This window comes from Mesorhizobium sp. M4B.F.Ca.ET.058.02.1.1, assembly GCF_003952505.1.
GTDB lineage: Bacteria > Pseudomonadota > Alphaproteobacteria > Rhizobiales > Rhizobiaceae > Mesorhizobium.
Genome location: NZ_CP034450.1, coordinates 3,112,931 through 3,130,802 on the forward strand (window position 1 = coordinate 3,112,931; position 17,872 = coordinate 3,130,802).

The following is a 17,872-nucleotide window of genomic DNA, read 5'->3' on the forward strand; positions in this document are numbered from 1 at the left end:
GCCGGTGCTGGAAGACCGGCCGACGCCAGCGCGTGATTCTATGTGCGCCGCGTTTTGTACTTCGTTTGCGCGAAGGGTACTTTTGCTCCTTTCACGCCAATTGGCGTTCCTTTCACACCAAATGGCGGGTCAGCGGCCCGTCCTTTCTGTGCCATTTTTGCTACATCCGGCGAAACTAATGGCCGGATTCTCGTTTTTGGCGGGCCCCCAAATGAATAAGCGCTCACACGTTGCGAAATTTTGATAGATAATCGTGGGAGAGCTCCGGTGGCAGGCTTGGGCACTGAGCGCCTAAAAAAACAACACGGGCGCGGGGATACAAAGTCACGGGGTAGAAATGAACAGGACGGGTAATGTCACCGTTGGCTGGCGCATTGCGCTCGCCATGACAGTTTCGATGCTGGCTTGTGGGACTGCTAGCGCACTCACGCTCAAGGAAGCCATAGCGGTCGCGGTCGAATCCAATCCGGAGATCGGCCAGGCGATCCAGAACCGCGAGGCGATCGAATTCGAGCTGCGCCAGGCGAAGGGTCTCTACCTTCCGAGCGTCGATCTGGAAGCATCGGCCGGCGCCCGCCGTCTCGACAATCCATCCCGGCGCGCGCTTTCCATAGAGGATGACGCGCTCTATCCGGCCGAAACCGATCTGACGGTCTCGCAGACGCTCTATGACAGCGGCGCAAGGCGCGCCGAATTGAACCGTCAGGCCTCACGGGTCGACGGCGCGTCGTTCCGGGTGCTGGAGCGGTCCGAATTCATCGGGCTGTCCGTCGTCCAGGACTATCTGGAATACATGCTGCAGGCTCAGATCGTCTCGGAGGCGAAGAAGAACCTCGGCTTCCATCAGTCCATTCTCGGCGACATCCAGCAAGGCATCGCCGGCGGCGCGCTGAACGAGGCCGACCGCCAGCAGGCCGAGGAGCGGCTGTTCGCCGCCAAGGCGCGCATGCAGGAAGCCACCGAGGAACTTGAAGCCGCCAAGATACGGTTCTTCAAGACCGTTGGAAAACCGCTGACCAATGCTTCGCGGCCGGGCGATGTCTCCGCTGCCCTGCCGCGCTCGCTTGACGAGGCGATCGGGCTGGCGCGGCAGAACAATCCGCGCGTGCACATGGCCAACAGCGACATCGACGCCGCCGCATCCCTGGTCGACGCCGCACGGGCGAAATTCGGACCGTCGATCATCGCCGAGGGCGTTGCCCGCGCCGGCACCGACATCGACGGCAATGACGGTGATACCAGCGACCTGCAGGCGCGGGTGGTGCTGCGCTGGAACCTCTATCGGGGCGGCATCGACAAGGCCAACGAGCAGGAACAGATCCGTCGCACCAGCGAACAGCGCCTTGCGCTGCATCAGGTTCTGCGCGAGATCGAGGAAGCGGTCCGCACCTCCTGGGACCGTCGCTTCCGGCAAGCCGACCTGGCAAAGACACTGAAGCAACAGGCCGCCGCCAATGAAAGGCTGGTCGGGTCCTATCGCGAGCAGTTCAAGGTCGGCCAGAGATCGCTGCTCGACGTGCTCGACGCGCAGAACACGCGCTTCAACACGGCGACGCTGGCCGATACCGCGTCCTACGCCTCGCTTTTCGCCCAGTACCGCCTGCTGGCGGCGACGGGAGAGCTGCTGAAGACGATGAACATCGCGCCGGCGAAGCAGTCGACGGCCTATGCGCGAACCGAGTTCGGCGTGCCGGAAACCGCCGATACCGAAACCTATGCGCGGACCCCGTCGGAGCAGAAGAACGATCTGCCGTTCGACATCCTCGCGCCAGTCAGGAAGAAGCAGCCGATGTAAGTCGATCGCTGGTCCTTCGGGGCGGGTCGTGAATCAGCAGCCACATATCCTGTCGCCCAAAGAGGCGTTCAAGGCCTGTTTTTCGGCCGTTGCGGCGTATCTCGGCAGGCCGAGCGCGGAGACCGTGCTGTTTGCCGGGGTCCCGATCGGGGAGTCGCGCATCGAGATCGCCGATATCAGGCACCTGGCCGAGCGCATCGGCCTGGAGGTCAGCGAATTCAACCATCGTGATTTCCTGCGCGGACGCGTCGACCTTCCGGCCATCGTTTTCCGCGTCAGCCAGTTGCCCGTCGCGCTGCTGGCGGAAATCGACAGCGGCGACTACCTCACCGCCCCTCAGGAAAACGGCCGCACTACGATCAGCAAGTCCGAGCTGGCCGAAAGCTATATCAGCGGCGGCGCGTCCTTCTCGATCACCTACGCCAACACCACCGAGGCGATGAAGGTCGGCTCGGCGCCGAAGATCGAGCGCCGGCACTGGCTAACCGGAACGATGGGTGCGTTCTGGCGCACCTATTCGAAGGTCGTGCTGTCGGCGATCTTCATCAACATGCTGGCCATCGCATCGCCGATCTTCACCATGAACGTCTACGACAGGATCCTGCCGAACAAGGCGATCGCGACGCTCTGGGTGCTGGCGCTGGGCATCGGCGCAGTCATCCTGTTCGACCTGCTTTTGAAGACGGCACGCGCCTCGCTCATCGACTATGCCGGGCGCAGGGCGGATCTTAGAATATCCTATCTCCTGTTCGAGAAGGTGCTGAACTCTTCGCTATCGACGCGGCCCGGTTCAACCGGCGAATACGCAAGCCGCGTCACCCAATATGAATTTGTGCGGGAGTTCTTCACCTCCAACACGATCAGCGTCTTCATCGACACCGTCTTCGTCTTCGTCTTCCTGCTGGTCATCTACGCAATCGGCGGCTGGCTGGTGGTCATCCCGGCGCTTGCCTTCGTGATCTCCATCATCGTCGGACTGGTGACGCAGCGCCGCATCGGCAAGCGCGTGGCGGCCTCGATGAACGAGGCCTCGCAGCGCCAGGCGCTGCTGGTCGAATCCATCTCGACGCTGGAAACGATCAAGTCGCTGCGCGCCGAGGCGTACCTGCTGCGCAAATGGGGCGAGCATTCCAAGAACGCTGCCAACACGTCGGAAAAGATCAAGCAGCTTTCGGCCGCCGCCGGCAACATCACCGGATCCATCCAGCAGCTGGTGACCGTCGCCCTGGTCGTGGCCGGCGCCTATGCCTTCTCGGAAGGGTATGTCTCCACCGGGGCAATCATCGGCACGGTCATGCTGGCAAGCCGGGCCGTGGCGCCGCTTGGCCAGATCGCCATCACGCTCTCCCGGTTCCGCCAGGCCATGCTGTCGCTGAGGATCGTCAACTCGATCATGTCGCAGCCGGAGGACAGGCCGGACACGGTGGGTTTCGTCAATCGCCCGATCCGCAACGGCGCGATGGCCTTCAAGAATGTCGGCTTCGTCTATCCCGGCTCCGAAACCGAGGTACTGAGCGGGCTGAATTTCTCGGTCAAGCCTGGCGAGCGTGTCGGCATTATCGGCCGCATTGGATCGGGCAAGACCACGATGGGACGCCTGATCGGCAGGCTTTTCCTGCCGAGCTCGGGGGAGCTGCTGGTCGACGGCATCGATATCCGCCAATACCACCCCTCGGAGGTGCGCGCCGCGGTCGGCATCGTCGCCCAGGCCGGCGACCTGTTTTCGGGCACCATCAAGGAGAACCTTTTGATGGCGGCGCCGGAGGCGAGCGACGAGGCCATCATCGAGGCCGCGAAGGCCGCCGGTGTCGATGAATTCGTCTCCCGTCATCCTCGCGGCTACGACATGAATGTCGGCGAGCGCGGCACCAACCTGTCGGGTGGCCAGAGGCAAGCGGTGGCGATCGCGCGCCTGCTTTTGACCAGACCGAAGATCGTCTTTCTCGACGAGCCGTCGGGGTCGATGGACCTTGCCTCGGAACGGCAGCTGATCAAGCAGCTGAAGGTGGCTTTCGAGCGAAACACGACGCTGATCGTCTCGACCCATCGCTTCAGCATGCTGGAGCTGGCCGACCGCCTCATCGTCATCGATCAGGGCAAGATCGTCGCCGACGGGCCGAAGGAACAAGTCATCCAGGCGCTGCAGAAGTCGAGCGCCTGACTGGGACAGGGTAGATGCTTGCAAGGGAAGATCGTCCGCCGCTTTTCGCGTCGGCCTCGATATACATCATAGCGGCGCTGTTCGTCGCTTTCGTCGGCTGGGCAGCCTTCGCCGAAGTCGACGAGATCGCGCGCGGCGACGGCAAGGTCATACCTGCCTCGAAGACCCAGATCATCCAGGCCAGCGAGGCCGGCGTTGTCCAGGAGATCGCCGTCAAGATCGGCCAGGTCGTCAAGAAGAACGACCTGATCATCCGCCTCGACAATACGGGCAACAGCTCCAGCCTCGGCGAGCAGCAGGCCAAGGCGCGCGCTTTGCAGACGCGCATCGCAAGGCTCAAATACGAGCAAAGCGGCAACATTGCCGGCCCCTTTCCATGCCCGGCCGACATCCAGTCGGTCGCCCCGGAAATCTGCGACAATGAGCAGAGGCTGCTCGTTGCGCGGCGTGGAAACTTCGAGAACAAGCTGTCGGTGCTCAAGTCGCGCCTCGACCAGCGCGAGAAGGAACTGGACGAGGCAACCGCCAATTTCGACCGCCTGTCGAAGAACCTGATCGTCAGCGACCAGGAGGCCAAGCTGGTCGAAGCGATGGTCAAGAAGGGGCTGATGGCCAGGACCGAGCAGCTTCGCGTCGAGCGCGAGCAGACCGAGCTGAACGGCCAGCTCAATCTCGCCGGCGAGACCATAAAGAAGGCCAAGGCGGCGATCACCGAGGCGCAGCTGCAGGTGGATGAGCTCGGCCTGCAGCTGCAGCAGGAGGCCCTGGACGAGCTCACCCAGGCGCTGGCCGAGCTTTCGGTCGTGGAGGAGACCATCCGCGGTGCCACCGACAAGGTGGCGCGCACCGATATCCGCTCGCCGGTGGACGGCATCGTCAACACGCTGGACCTGAACACGCTGGGTGCCTTCGTGCAGCCTGGCGCGGTGGTCGCCGGCATCGTCCCGACCTCGGAAACCCTGCTGGTCGAAGCGCGGGTCTCGCCGCGCGACGTCGCCTTCATCCGGCCGGACCAGGAAGCGCTGATCAAGGTCACGGCCTACGACTTCTCGATCTTCGGCGGCATCGAGGGAAAGGTCTCGAACATCACCGCCGACAGCCTGGTCGATCAGAAGACCGGCGAACCGTACTACCAGGTGCGTGTCGCCACGGAAAAGTCGACACTGGCAAGGGACGGCAAAACCTATTCCATCATTCCAGGCATGATCTGCTCGGTCGACATCAAGACCGGACGAAAGACAATCCTGACCTATCTCTTGAAGCCGATCAACAAGGCACGCGAGGAGGCGATGAGTGAGCGATAGCATCACACCTGCCATCCCCCAGGGCGAGCGGCTGCTCCTGCCGCTGACCGCCGAGGATTTCGGACCGGAATTCCGCGTCGTCGCACGTGGCGGCGTGCGCCGCGGCATCCGCCTCGAGCGCGCCTTCTGGGTGACGCTCAAACAGATGGCCGAAAGCCGCAAGTGCACGATCGGCATGCTGGTCGACGAGATTGCCGAAAGCCACGCCGAACAGGGGAACCTGACCTCGGCGATCAGGGTCGCCTGCATGCGCGGACTGGCGCAGGAGAACCTTGCACTGCGCAAGCTTGCCTCGATCAGGACGATCACCGCGATACTTGTCGCCTGCCCTTCGCCGGCCTTCGCGCTGTCGTCGTCGAAGAAGATCCTTACTTTCAACGCGCCGTTCCAGCAGCTGGTCAAGCGCCAGTTGCCGGCGAGCCCGAATGACGATGCGCGGCACGACCTGAAGCTGGCGCTCGACCTCAACGTGGCCGATATCTTCGCCCGGCTCGAGGCCAATGGCGAAACGCCCGTGAATACCGGTTTCGTCATAGGCGTCGGCGAGCGCCGCTACCGTGGCCAGCTCAACGTGGCGCGCGCGCCGGTGGCCGAGCCGGAATTGCTGATGGCTTTCGTCTTCAGCGGCTGACCCCGGAGGGGCCGGGAAGGTGTTCAGCGCGGGCCCATGCGGGTCGGCGCCACAATCGCGGAGACCATGTCCGGCTCCAGGCCCTCGCCGGGGGCAACCGCGGCAACGCCGCCCTTGATGTCGGCCATCTCGGCGCCGCCGGTCTTGGAGCCATGGATCCAGGCCCGGTCCATGCTGAAGGAATAGAGCGGAACGTAGTCGGGCAGATCGCTGTCACGCCTGACGGCATTGCCGAGACTGTCAAGGATGAAGGCACCGCTGGCGGTACTCACCGACAGCACGGCGTGGAAGAATTTCCGTTTGCGGTCCTGAAGAACGACGAGCGACATGCTCTGCGCCGGAACGCCGGCCTGCAGCAGCGCCGTCATCTTGAGAATGGCGAAATCCTCGCAGTCGCCGGCTCGGCGCTCGAGGATTTCCGAAGGCTTCGCCCAATAGTCCAGCTTGCCATAGACGGCGCTGTCCTTCCGGTAGGCGATCAGGCGGTTGATGCTCGTGTTGATGAAAGCCAGCCTGTCGCTGAACCCCTTGCCCTTGGCGGCGTCGACGATCGCGACGAAGGAGGTGTTCTTGCGTTCGCATGCGCTGCCGGCCGAGCAGTCGACGATCGCCCGGTAGACGGGCGCCCAGCGCGCCGCAACCGGGAAGTTGCGCATCGACAGCGCGACCGAGCCGAACACGCCCGGAATGATCGCGGCCGTCTGGATAGGGTCAATGCCGGCGCCACCCTGCGCCGCTGACGCGGCCTCCGCACGCTCGACCTCGCCGAAGCCATAGGCACCGGAGACCATGCCGATCCTGTATGACGCCGCAGGCTGCCAGGGCTGATATCTGGCCAGCGAAACACCGCCCAGGCTGAGGGGTGCCCGGACCACTTTCGCAAGCGTTCCCGTGAATGCCGAATCACCCGGCGCTGCGCTCGCCGATGACGGTTGCGGCATCCCGCAGAGGCCGATCGCCAGCACGAGAACCTCGAGTCCGGCTTTCCCCAGCAGAGCTTTTTGTGTTTTCATGACGCCCACCTTTGACTGTGGACGCTATCAATCCTGTCTCAAATTATTGGAAATGAAGGTGGATAAGTTTGCAGCAATTCATTTCATCTACTTTATCTAAAATTTTATTCTTATTTATACTTATATTTGCCAAACCCGGCCCGCCGACCCTCACCAAAACGGGTCCGGAAAAGCACTAGTATACCGGGTTATATGGCGAAGGTTTACCATGCGTAAAAAATAGCAAAGTTACTATATCATAATATATGAAACAGATTGAGCGACTGTTGCAAAGACAAGGCCGTCCCTGTCTCTTCCCGGGAAATACCGGAGGGGTTTCCAGCCATGACGACCAACATCGATTCGGACAACGTTTCAGCTTCCTTTGACGAGCGCGCGGTTTCCACTGAACACGCCGGCCTGACACCGGCGCAGGAAATCCAGGTCGCGCAGGCCGCCTCGACAGGGCAAGCCGCGCCGGCGGATCCGGTACCGGTCGATGTCGGCAGCGGCGCACCCGTTCAGCCCGAAGCACCGGCAGCTGCCGCGAACCCGCCGGCAAATGGAGCGCCGGCGGCTGCGGCAAACGCACCGGCGGGCGCGGCGCATGATTATGTGGCCGACGCCAGCAATGTCGTCAGGCTTCCGGCCAATGTCTCGATCGACAACATCAAGGTCGACGGCCACAACCTCGTGCTCGTGCAGCCCGACGGATCTGAGATCGTCATCAAGGACGGCGCGCTCAATGTGCCCACCTTCATCCTCGGCGAAGTCGAGGTGCCGCGCGTTGCCCTGATCGCGGCGCTGGAAGCAAGCCATGTCGACGTTGCCTTCGGCGCCGACGGCTCGATCTCTGCCGGACCCGGAAACGGCTCGCCGAATAGCGCGGGCGGAAACTTCTCCGTCCCTCCCGGCGGCATCGGCGACGGCTTCGACCTGTCGGCCCTGCTGCCGCCGACGGCCCTGCAGTTCGGCCAGCTCGACCGGCGCGAACTCTTCCCATCCATTGTCGACAGGAAGGTTTCGGTGGTGGCGGTGTCGCTGCTTACGCCGGACGAGGCGGCCAGCGAAACCGGCCTCGACGGCGGCCCGTCACAGTCGCCGGGCAGCGACGCGCCAAGCAATTCGGAGACGTCGAGCACCGGAACGATCACCATCGACGCGCCGGACGGGATCGGCTCGATCGTCATCAACGGCGTCACCGTCACGGGCGTCGGGCAGCAGATCCAGGGCCAGTTCGGCTACATCACGATCGTCTCCTTCAATCCGGTCACCGGCGCTATTGAATACAATTACACGGTGACCGAGTCGGTCACCCATCCCGATCACACCAACGGTTACGACCCCAACGATACGGTTCCGGACAATTTCAGCATCACCGTCACGGATTCCGACGGCGATACCGCCAGCACCACCTTTGCGGTCGCCATCATCGATGACGTACCGACGGCGGTTGCCGACACCGATGCGGTGGCAGCGGGTTCGTTCGCGCCGGTCGCCGGCAATGTCATGGACGGCAGCGGATCGGACGGCAACGCGGCGGGCGCCGACACCAAGGGCGCCGACGACGCGACGGTGGTCGGCGTCGCCGCCGGCAACACCAATACCGATGTCGACAATGCCGCCACGCTCAATACGCCCATCCAGGGCGAATATGGCAAGCTGACGCTTCACGCGGACGGCTCCTACACCTATGTGCGCGACGCCGGCACGCCCGGCGGCGTCAACGACGTCTTCACCTACACGATCAAGGACGGCGACGGCGACACCTCGCACACCACGCTGACGATCTCGATCGGCAACTCGACGCCGGAAATCAGCGACCTGACGCCGGAGGCCAATGGCGGCGACGTCATCGTGAATGAAAACGACCTCCTGGCCAGCCGCGGGCCCGACGAGTCGGCCGGTTCCGACACTTCGAAGGAAAGCACGACCCAGGGCGGCACCTTCACCATCAACTCGCCTGACGGCATCGCCTCGCTGGCGATCGACGGCCACACCTTCATCACCAATGGCACATTCACCGGCGGTTCGTTCACGACCGCGCTCGGCAACACGCTGACGGTGACCGGCTATGACGCCGGCACCGGCGTGGTCAGCTACACCTACACGCTTAACGACAACGAGGCGCATGCCACCGCCCAGGACACCAACAGCCTGTTCGAGAACTTCACCGTCACGCTGACCGACGAGGACGGGCAGAGCGCCAACGGCACGCTCTCCGTCAACATCGTCGACGACGTGCCGGCGGCGAGCGCGGAAGCCTCGCAGGACGTCGCTGAAGGCGCGACGGTCACCGGCACACTGGACTTCGTCGCCGGCGCCGACGGCGCGACGGTGACGCATATCGACGGCACGCTGCTGGTCTTCGGCCAGGACGGCTACTCGCAAGCGATCGACATCGGCGACGGCTCCATCAAGGTCAAGGCCGAGGGCAGCTATTCCTTCACCGCCGACAATCCGGTGATCGGCACGGGCGCGGCCTCGGCAACCTACACGGTGACCGACAGCGACGGCGATACGGCAACGGCCGGCATCAGCTTTGCCGTCACCGACGCCAACCATCCGACGACCGGCACGGCCGCGGCCTCGGTCGACGATGACGGGTTGGCCGATGGCAATGCGGCGAGCACGACTGGCGACATTGCGGTGCCGAACACCGATGGCGACAACAACGAAGCGACCTTCTCGGGCACGCTCGGCGGCAGCGTCGGCGGCGACGGCGCCGGCGCCAACGGCTTCTCCTTCGCGGCGCTCAACGGCACGACCGGCACGGTCGGCCAGGAGAACGTTGCCTACAGCTGGGATGCCGGCACCCACACGCTGACGGCGACCACCACCAGCGGCGACCGCATCGGCACGGCGCTGTTCACCGTGCATGTGACGGACCCGGCGACCGGCGCCTATACTGTGGCTCTGCTCGACAACGTGCTGCAGGCGCAGGGCCCGAACGACGAGAACAATGCGAGCGTCGATCTCGGCTATGTCATCACCGATGCCGACGGCTCGACGGCGCCTGGCACGCTGACCATCACCTTCAACGACGACGCACCGACGGCTTCGGCCGAGGGCTCGCAGAACGTTGCCGAAGGCGCGACGCTGACCGGCACGCTGGACTTCGTCGCCGGTGCCGACGGCGCCACGGTGACCCATATCGACGGCACGCTGCTGGTTTTCGGCCAGGACGGCTACTCGCAGGCGATCGACATCGGCGACGGCTCCATCAAGGTCAAGGCCGATGGCAGCTATTCCTTCACCGCCGACAGCCCGGTCAACGGCACGGGCGCGGCTTCGGCGACCTTTACGGTGACCGACGGCGACGGCGATACGGCAACGGCCGGCATCAGCTTTGCCGTCACCGACGCCAACACGCCGACGAGCGGCACGGCCGCGGCCTCGGTCGACGATGACGGGCTTGCCGGCGGCAATGCGGCGAGCACAACGGGCGACATTGCGGTTCCGAACACCGATGGCGACAACAACGAAGCGACCTTCTCGGGCACGCTCGGCGGCAGCCTTGGCGGCGACGGCGCCGGCGCCAACGGCTTCTCGTTCGCGACGCTCAACGGCACGACCGGCACGGTCGGCCAGGAGAACGTCGCCTACAGCTGGGATGCTGGCACCCACACGCTGACGGCGACCACCACCAGCGGCGACCGCATCGGCACGGCGCTGTTCACGGTGCATGTGACGAACCCGGCGACCGGCGCCTATACGGTGACGCTGCTTGACAACGTCATGCATACGGGCGGCCCGAACAACGAAAACAACGCGACCGTCGATCTCGGCTATGTCATCACCGACGCCGACGGCTCGACGGCGCCTGGCACGCTCACCATCACCTTCAACGACGATGCTCCGTCGCTGACGGTCGGCACGGTCAACGAGAGCGCCATCACGCTGGTGACGCAGGACGCCCAGACGATCGGGCCGGCCTCCGACACGGCGAGCGCGAGCTTCGCGGCCGCCTTCCTGGCGGCGGTGACGCCGAGCTATGGCGCCGACGGCGCCGGCTCGACGGTGATCAGCGGCTACACGCTCAACGTCACCAACTCGGCCTCCGGCCTGACCAGCCAGGGTGAAGCGATCACCCTGGCCAAGGTCGGCAACGACATCGTCGGCTCGACCGCCTCGCATGGCGAGATCTTCAGGATCGCCGTCGATGCGAACGGCACCGTGACGCTGACCCAGTCCCAGCAGATCGACCACCTGCCCGAGAGCCTCGACACCACCAACAACAACGCCCACATCGACCTCGGCAGCGGCCTGGTGACGCTGTCGGCGACGGCGACGGTGACCGATGGCGACCACGACCAGGCGACCTCGACGGTGAGCACCGATCTGGGCGGCAACATCGGCTTCGACGACGACGTCCCGTCGCTGACGGTCGGCACGGTCAACGAGAGCGCCATCACGCTGGTGACGCAGGACGCCCAGACGATCGGGCCGGCCTCCGACACGGCGAGCGCGAGCTTCGCGGCCGCCTTCCTGGCGGCGGTGACGCCGAGCTATGGCGCCGACGGCGCCGGCTCGACGGTGATCAGCGGCTACACGCTCAACGTCACCAACTCGGCCTCCGGCCTGACCAGCCAGGGTGAAGCGATCACCCTGGCCAAGGTCGGCAACGACATCGTCGGCTCGACCGCCTCGCATGGCGAGATCTTCAGGATCGCCGTCGATGCGAACGGCACCGTGACGCTGACCCAGTCCCAGCAGATCGACCACCTGCCCGAGAGCCTCGACACCACCAACAACAACGCCCACATCGACCTCGGCAGCGGCCTGGTGACGCTGTCGGCGACGGCGACGGTGACCGATGGCGACCACGACCAGGCGACCTCGACGGTGAGCACCGATCTGGGCGGCAACATCGGCTTCGACGACGACATCCCGTCGCTGACGGTCGGCACGGTCAACGAGAGCGCCATCACGCTGGTGACGCAGGACGCCCAGACGATCGGGCCGGCCTCCGACACGGCGAGCGCGAGCTTCGCGGCCGCCTTCCTGGCGGCGGTGACGCCGAGCTATGGCGCCGACGGCGCCGGCTCGACGGTGATCAGCGGCTACACGCTCAACGTCACCAACTCGGCCTCCGGCCTGACCAGCCAGGGTGAAGCGATCACCCTGGCCAAGGTCGGCAACGACATCGTCGGCTCGACCGCCTCGCATGGCGAGATCTTCAGGATCGCCGTCGATGCGAACGGCACCGTGACGCTGACCCAGTCCCAGCAGATCGACCACCTGCCCGAGAGCCTCGACACCACCAACAACAACGCCCACATCGACCTCGGCAGCGGCCTGGTGACGCTGTCGGCGACGGCGACGGTGACCGATGGCGACCACGACCAGGCGACCTCGACGGTGAGCACCGATCTGGGCGGCAACATCGGCTTCGACGACGACGTCCCGTCGCTGACGGTCGGCACGGTCAACGAGAGCGCCATCACGCTGGTGACGCAGGACGCCCAGACGATCGGGCCGGCCTCCGACACGGCGAGCGCGAGCTTCGCGGCCGCCTTCCTGGCGGCGGTGACGCCGAGCTATGGCGCCGACGGCGCCGGCTCGACGGTGATCAGCGGCTACACGCTCAACGTCACCAACTCGGCCTCCGGCCTGACCAGCCAGGGTGAAGCGATCACCCTGGCCAAGGTCGGCAACGACATCGTCGGCTCGACCGCCTCGCATGGCGAGATCTTCAGGATCGCCGTCGATGCGAACGGCACCGTGACGCTGACCCAGTCCCAGCAGATCGACCACCTGCCCGAGAGCCTCGACACCACCAACAACAACGCCCACATCGACCTCGGCAGCGGCCTGGTGACGCTGTCGGCGACGGCGACGGTGACCGATGGCGACCACGACCAGGCGACCTCGACGGTGAGCACCGATCTGGGCGGCAACATCGGCTTCGACGACGACATCCCGTCGCTGACGGTCGGCACGGTCAACGAGAGCGCCATCACGCTGGTGACGCAGGACGCCCAGACGATCGGGCCGGCCTCCGACACGGCGAGCGCGAGCTTCGCGGCCGCCTTCCTGGCGGCGGTGACGCCGAGCTATGGCGCCGACGGCGCCGGCTCGACGGTGATCAGCGGCTACACGCTCAACGTCACCAACTCGGCCTCCGGCCTGACCAGCCAGGGTGAAGCGATCACCCTGGCCAAGGTCGGCAACGACATCGTCGGCTCGACCGCCTCGCATGGCGAGATCTTCAGGATCGCCGTCGATGCGAACGGCACCGTGACGCTGACCCAGTCCCAGCAGATCGACCACCTGCCCGAGAGCCTCGACACCACCAACAACAACGCCCACATCGACCTCGGCAGCGGCCTGGTGACGCTGTCGGCGACGGCGACGGTGACCGATGGCGACCACGACCAGGCGACCTCGACGGTGAGCACCGATCTGGGCGGCAACATCGGCTTCGACGACGACATCCCGTCGCTGACGGTCGGCACGGTCAACGAGAGCGCCATCACGCTGGTGACGCAGGACGCCCAGACGATCGGGCCGGCCTCCGACACGGCGAGCGCGAGCTTCGCGGCCGCCTTCCTGGCGGCGGTGACGCCGAGCTATGGCGCCGACGGCGCCGGCTCGACGGTGATCAGCGGCTACACGCTCAACGTCACCAACTCGGCCTCCGGCCTGACCAGCCAGGGTGAAGCGATCACCCTGGCCAAGGTCGGCAACGACATCGTCGGCTCGACCGCCTCGCATGGCGAGATCTTCAGGATCGCCGTCGATGCGAACGGCACCGTGACGCTGACCCAGTCCCAGCAGATCGACCACCTGCCCGAGAGCCTCGACACCACCAACAACAACGCCCACATCGACCTCGGCAGCGGCCTGGTGACGCTGTCGGCGACGGCGACGGTGACCGATGGCGACCACGACCAGGCGACCTCGACGGTGAGCACCGATCTGGGCGGCAACATCGGCTTCGACGACGACGTCCCGTCGCTGACGGTCGGCACGGTCAACGAGAGCGCCATCACGCTGGTGACGCAGGACGCCCAGACGATCGGGCCGGCCTCCGACACGGCGAGCGCGAGCTTCGCGGCCGCCTTCCTGGCGGCGGTGACGCCGAGCTATGGCGCCGACGGCGCCGGCTCGACGGTGATCAGCGGCTACACGCTCAACGTCACCAACTCGGCCTCCGGCTTGACCAGCCAGGGTGAAGCGATCACCCTGGCCAAGGTCGGCAACGACATCGTCGGCTCGACCGCCTCGCATGGCGAGATCTTCAGGATCGCCGTCGATGCGAACGGCACCGTGACGCTGACCCAGTCCCAGCAGATCGACCACCTGCCCGAGAGCCTCGACACCACCAACAACAACGCCCACATCGACCTCGGCAGCGGCCTGGTGACGCTGTCGGCGACGGCGACGGTGACCGATGGCGACCACGACCAGGCGACCTCGACGGTGAGCACCGATCTGGGCGGCAACATCGGCTTCGACGACGACATCCCGTCGCTGACGGTCGGCACGGTCAACGAGAGCGCCATCACGCTGGTGACGCAGGACGCCCAGACGATCGGGCCGGCCTCCGACACGGCGAGCGCGAGCTTCGCGGCCGCCTTCCTGGCGGCGGTGACGCCGAGCTATGGCGCCGACGGCGCCGGCTCGACGGTGATCAGCGGCTACACGCTCAACGTCACCAACTCGGCCTCCGGCCTGACCAGCCAGGGTGAAGCGATCACCCTGGCCAAGGTCGGCAACGACATCGTCGGCTCGACCGCCTCGCATGGCGAGATCTTCAGGATCGCCGTCGATGCGAACGGCACCGTGACGCTGACCCAGTCCCAGCAGATCGACCACCTGCCCGAGAGCCTCGACACCACCAACAACAACGCCCACATCGACCTCGGCAGCGGCCTGGTGACGCTGTCGGCGACGGCGACGGTGACCGATGGCGACCACGACCAGGCGACCTCGACGGTGAGCACCGATCTGGGCGGCAACATCGGCTTCGACGACGACGTCCCGACGGTTCTCGACAAGACGGACCTCTATTTCGCCAACAGCGGCACCGTCAGCGGAACCGGCGTGTTCGACTACTCCATCGGAGCTGACAGCCATTCCACGTACAGCAGCCTCAATTCTGACTTTGCCGCCATCACCTTGGCCGGGACCGTGGCCGGGAACGCGATCACCGCGCCGACCGTAACCTGGGCCTCCGAGACCTCGACACAGGCTGTGTTCAACATCAGCTTCAGCTATCTCACGGGCGGAGCGACGACCCAGGAAACGGGCACACTCACCTTCGACAAGGTGGCGGGCACCTACACCGTTGACCTGGCCGATCCGATTTCCGCGGTGACGATCAGCACAGTGAGCAATTCGTCTTCCATCACCGGCTATCAGCCGGGGTCTTCGACGACCGACAACACCCAGCCGGAAGTGGCGGTGGCGCAGGTCAATTCGAACCTGTTCATCCAGTTCACCGGCTACGCGGAACCAGGCAACGGCACCGGAGCCAACAACCTGCAAGCGGGCTCGGTCGACGGCAGCACGCTTACCTTCGTGAACGGAGAACTGATCACCCAGGCCTCGACATACGTGTCCATCTCGGGCACGGCAAACGGCGTTGCCGGCGACACGATGGGCAAGGGAGAAGTCATGGACATGGACTTCTTCACCACGAACCCGACAGGATTTACCGGCCTGACGCCCGATGCCCAGGTGAGCTCGATGTTCCTGAAGTTCGACGGTATCGGGAATACCGAAGACTTCATCGTCATCCTCAAGCTCTACGATCCGACGACCAACGAATACACAACCAAGGCGATGTACGTAGAGAACGCCGACATCTTCAAGGGCCCGGGCTCCGGTCCTGGCGCCTACTCGAGTGTAACCCTCGACAACAATGACGGCCTGTTGATCATCGAATCGAACGACTACAATGCCGCTGGGCAGCATTACGTGCTGGTTGGGGCGCAGATCACCCCGACCGACGAGGGCATCTCCGGCACCGCCATCAACCTCAATGGCGCCATCGGTGCCGGCGGGGCGAGCACCACGACCCAAGACATCAGTTCCGATTCGAATGATCTCGGCTTCAAGATCTCCGATATCGGCCTGGTCAGCACCACGACGACGGCTCAGAACGCCGATCTGACCTTCAACGTCACCCTGAAGGACGCGGACAACGACACGACAACGGCACAGCAACTGGACGTCCACGTCACCAATGGCGTCACCTACACCGGCACGGCGGACGCCGAGACGATGCAGGGCACGGCCAACGGCGACACGCTGAACGGCAACGGCGGCGACGATATCCTGCAAGGGTTTGGCGGCAACGACCTGCTGATTGGCGGCGCTGGCCAGGACACGCTCACCGGTGGCACGGGCGCCGACACGTTCAAGCTTGACCACCTCGACATCAAGGACCTGATCGTCGACTACAGCGGTGTCGGCGGAGAAGGCGACAAGATCGACCTGACCGCCCTGTTCGACACGGCCCCGGGCGGCGGCAACATCGGCAACTTCGTGAACTACGATGCGGGGACCGGCACGCTCAGTGTCGACACCAGCGGTTCGGGAAATCCGGCCAACTTCGTCGAAGTGGCGCAACTCACGAACCACCCGGCGGCCAACACCATCACGCTGCTCTACGACGATGGGACGACCACGCATACGACGACGGCAAATGTGGTCTAGCGGCATGGCGCAACGGGACTTGGCCATGCTATGTATTAGCAACTCGAATATTAGGATTCTGGAGGGGACTTTATCATGAAGCGTTCCGCAAGACTGCTGGTCTCAGCCGCGGCACTGTTGCTGGTCGGATCGGCAGGGCGTGCCGCCGACATCATCGAAGGCCCGGCGGCCGATTACTGCCGCACCGTCGGGACTTCCAACCTGGTGCTGACCGACAACATCGTCGACCTCAAGGCCCAGGTGGTGAAACTGATGGACGAGTCGGTCGCCGTCGCCAAAAGCCCGGAGTGGATCAACTCGTCGCGCCCCGCCTTCGTCTGGGCTTCGGAAGCCAAGGCCTACTGCGGCATGGCCTATGGCTACCTGAAGACGAACTACAAGGACGAAGACACGCTCAACAAATGCGAGTGCTTCCACGATCGCATGGTCGAATACATGCACTGACCGCCAGCACGCCGGCCGGCTGGCGATGACGGAAAAGAGAAAACTGTCGAGGGCGATCGCCGCAGCGGTCGCCCAAGGTTTCTTGCTTGTCGCGGATTCTTGCCGGAAAAGCGTCGGACGCTTTTCCGGAATCTGCATGGCCGGCTTTGTCCTGCTAGGCACGAATGCCGGCGCCTCGGAACGATCCTCCGTCGAACGGATGGCCGACCGGCCGCGACAGACCGGCTGCGCCGCCAGCGGGGCATGGACGCGCGACGCGTTCAAGGCCTATGCGAGCTGCCAGGCATCGATCTACGGGCTGGAGCCGGTGCTGGCGCATGCGGTGATGGAGATCGAAAGCGGCTTCGACCCGCAGGCGCGCGGCGCTGACGGCGAGGTCGGATTGATGCAGGTGATGCCGGCGACGGCGCGCATGCTGGGCTTCCGCGGCTCGCTCGACGAACTCGGCCTGCCCGCCACCAACATCGCGCTTGGCGTCGAATATCTGGCGCTGGCCAACAAGCTGGCCGCGGGCGATCTTTGCACCACCGTGATGAAATACCGCGCCGGACACAATGAGAGCCGCTTCTCCGCGCTTTCGGTGCGCTACTGCGAGCGGGCGCGCGCGATCCTGACCAGGGAAGGACTGCCGGTGACGGGACCCTTGCCGGTGGCGACGTTCGGCTTTTCGGCGCTATCGGGCGCCGACGCCAGCCCCGCCGGCGAGAACCGCACCTGCGTGCGCCGGATCTTCGTGCCGGGACCGCGCTACATGCGGTGCGCCGATTACCGGAGCGCCGGCCAGGCCAGGCGGATCAGGGCGCTGCGGGCGCAGCTGTTCGACGGCTAGCCGGAGCAATTCCAGGAAGCGCCTTTCCACCCGGAATTGCGTCGAAACAA

8 protein-coding genes are annotated in these 17,872 nt (G+C 64.9%); 7 read left to right on the plus strand and 1 reads right to left on the minus strand.

The genetic code is table 11. The features are described from left to right. Nucleotides 1-337: 337 nt before the first annotated feature. From EJ073_RS15370 to EJ073_RS15385, 4 genes are read left to right on the plus strand one after another with little or no spacing between them, the layout of a single operon-like run. Nucleotides 338-1,795 (plus strand): TolC family outer membrane protein, encoded by a 1,458-nt coding sequence (locus tag EJ073_RS15370; protein ID WP_126056478.1) that lies wholly within the window; start codon nt 338-340, stop codon nt 1,793-1,795. 28 nt (nt 1,796-1,823) lie between these two features. Further along, the gene (locus EJ073_RS15375; protein WP_126056479.1) at nt 1,824-3,956 is read left to right on the plus strand and encodes a type I secretion system permease/ATPase; all 2,133 of its coding nucleotides are present in this window, start codon (nt 1,824-1,826) and stop codon (nt 3,954-3,956) included. Nucleotides 3,957-3,970: 14 nt separating this feature from the next. Beyond that, nucleotides 3,971-5,260, plus strand: coding sequence for an HlyD family type I secretion periplasmic adaptor subunit (locus EJ073_RS15380; protein ID WP_126056480.1), 1,290 nt, complete (start codon nt 3,971-3,973; stop codon nt 5,258-5,260). Next, nucleotides 5,250-5,891 carry a ribbon-helix-helix domain-containing protein gene (locus EJ073_RS15385; RefSeq protein ID WP_126056481.1) on the plus strand — a complete coding sequence of 214 codons (642 nt, stop codon included), beginning with the start codon at nt 5,250-5,252 and terminating at the stop codon, nt 5,889-5,891. The genes EJ073_RS15380 and EJ073_RS15385 overlap by 11 nt, the downstream gene beginning before the upstream one ends. A 23-nt stretch (nt 5,892-5,914) precedes the next feature. Here the strand turns inward: EJ073_RS15385 and EJ073_RS15390 are convergent, their stop codons facing one another. Further along, nucleotides 5,915-6,904 carry a transglutaminase-like cysteine peptidase gene (locus EJ073_RS15390; RefSeq protein WP_126056482.1) on the minus strand — a complete coding sequence of 330 codons (990 nt, stop codon included), beginning with the start codon at nt 6,902-6,904 and terminating at the stop codon, nt 5,915-5,917. Nucleotides 6,905-7,228: 324 nt separating this feature from the next. On the opposite strand from EJ073_RS15390, the gene EJ073_RS15395 reads away from it, so the two are divergent. The 3 genes from EJ073_RS15395 (at nt 7,229) to EJ073_RS15405 (ending at nt 17,822) form a co-directional block, all read left to right on the plus strand. Beyond that, on the plus strand, nt 7,229-16,549 hold the full coding sequence (locus tag EJ073_RS15395; RefSeq protein WP_126056483.1) for a DUF5801 repeats-in-toxin domain-containing protein: 9,321 nt from the start codon (nt 7,229-7,231) through the stop codon (nt 16,547-16,549). Nucleotides 16,550-16,624: 75 nt separating this feature from the next. Further along, nucleotides 16,625-16,993, plus strand: a complete 369-nt coding sequence (locus EJ073_RS15400; RefSeq protein WP_126056484.1) for a hypothetical protein — start codon at nt 16,625-16,627, stop codon at nt 16,991-16,993. Nucleotides 16,994-17,129: 136 nt separating this feature from the next. Beyond that, a complete protein-coding gene (locus tag EJ073_RS15405) occupies nt 17,130-17,822 on the plus strand; it encodes a transglycosylase SLT domain-containing protein (protein ID WP_126056485.1) in 693 nt (230 codons plus the stop codon). Nucleotides 17,823-17,872 lie beyond the last annotated feature (50 nt).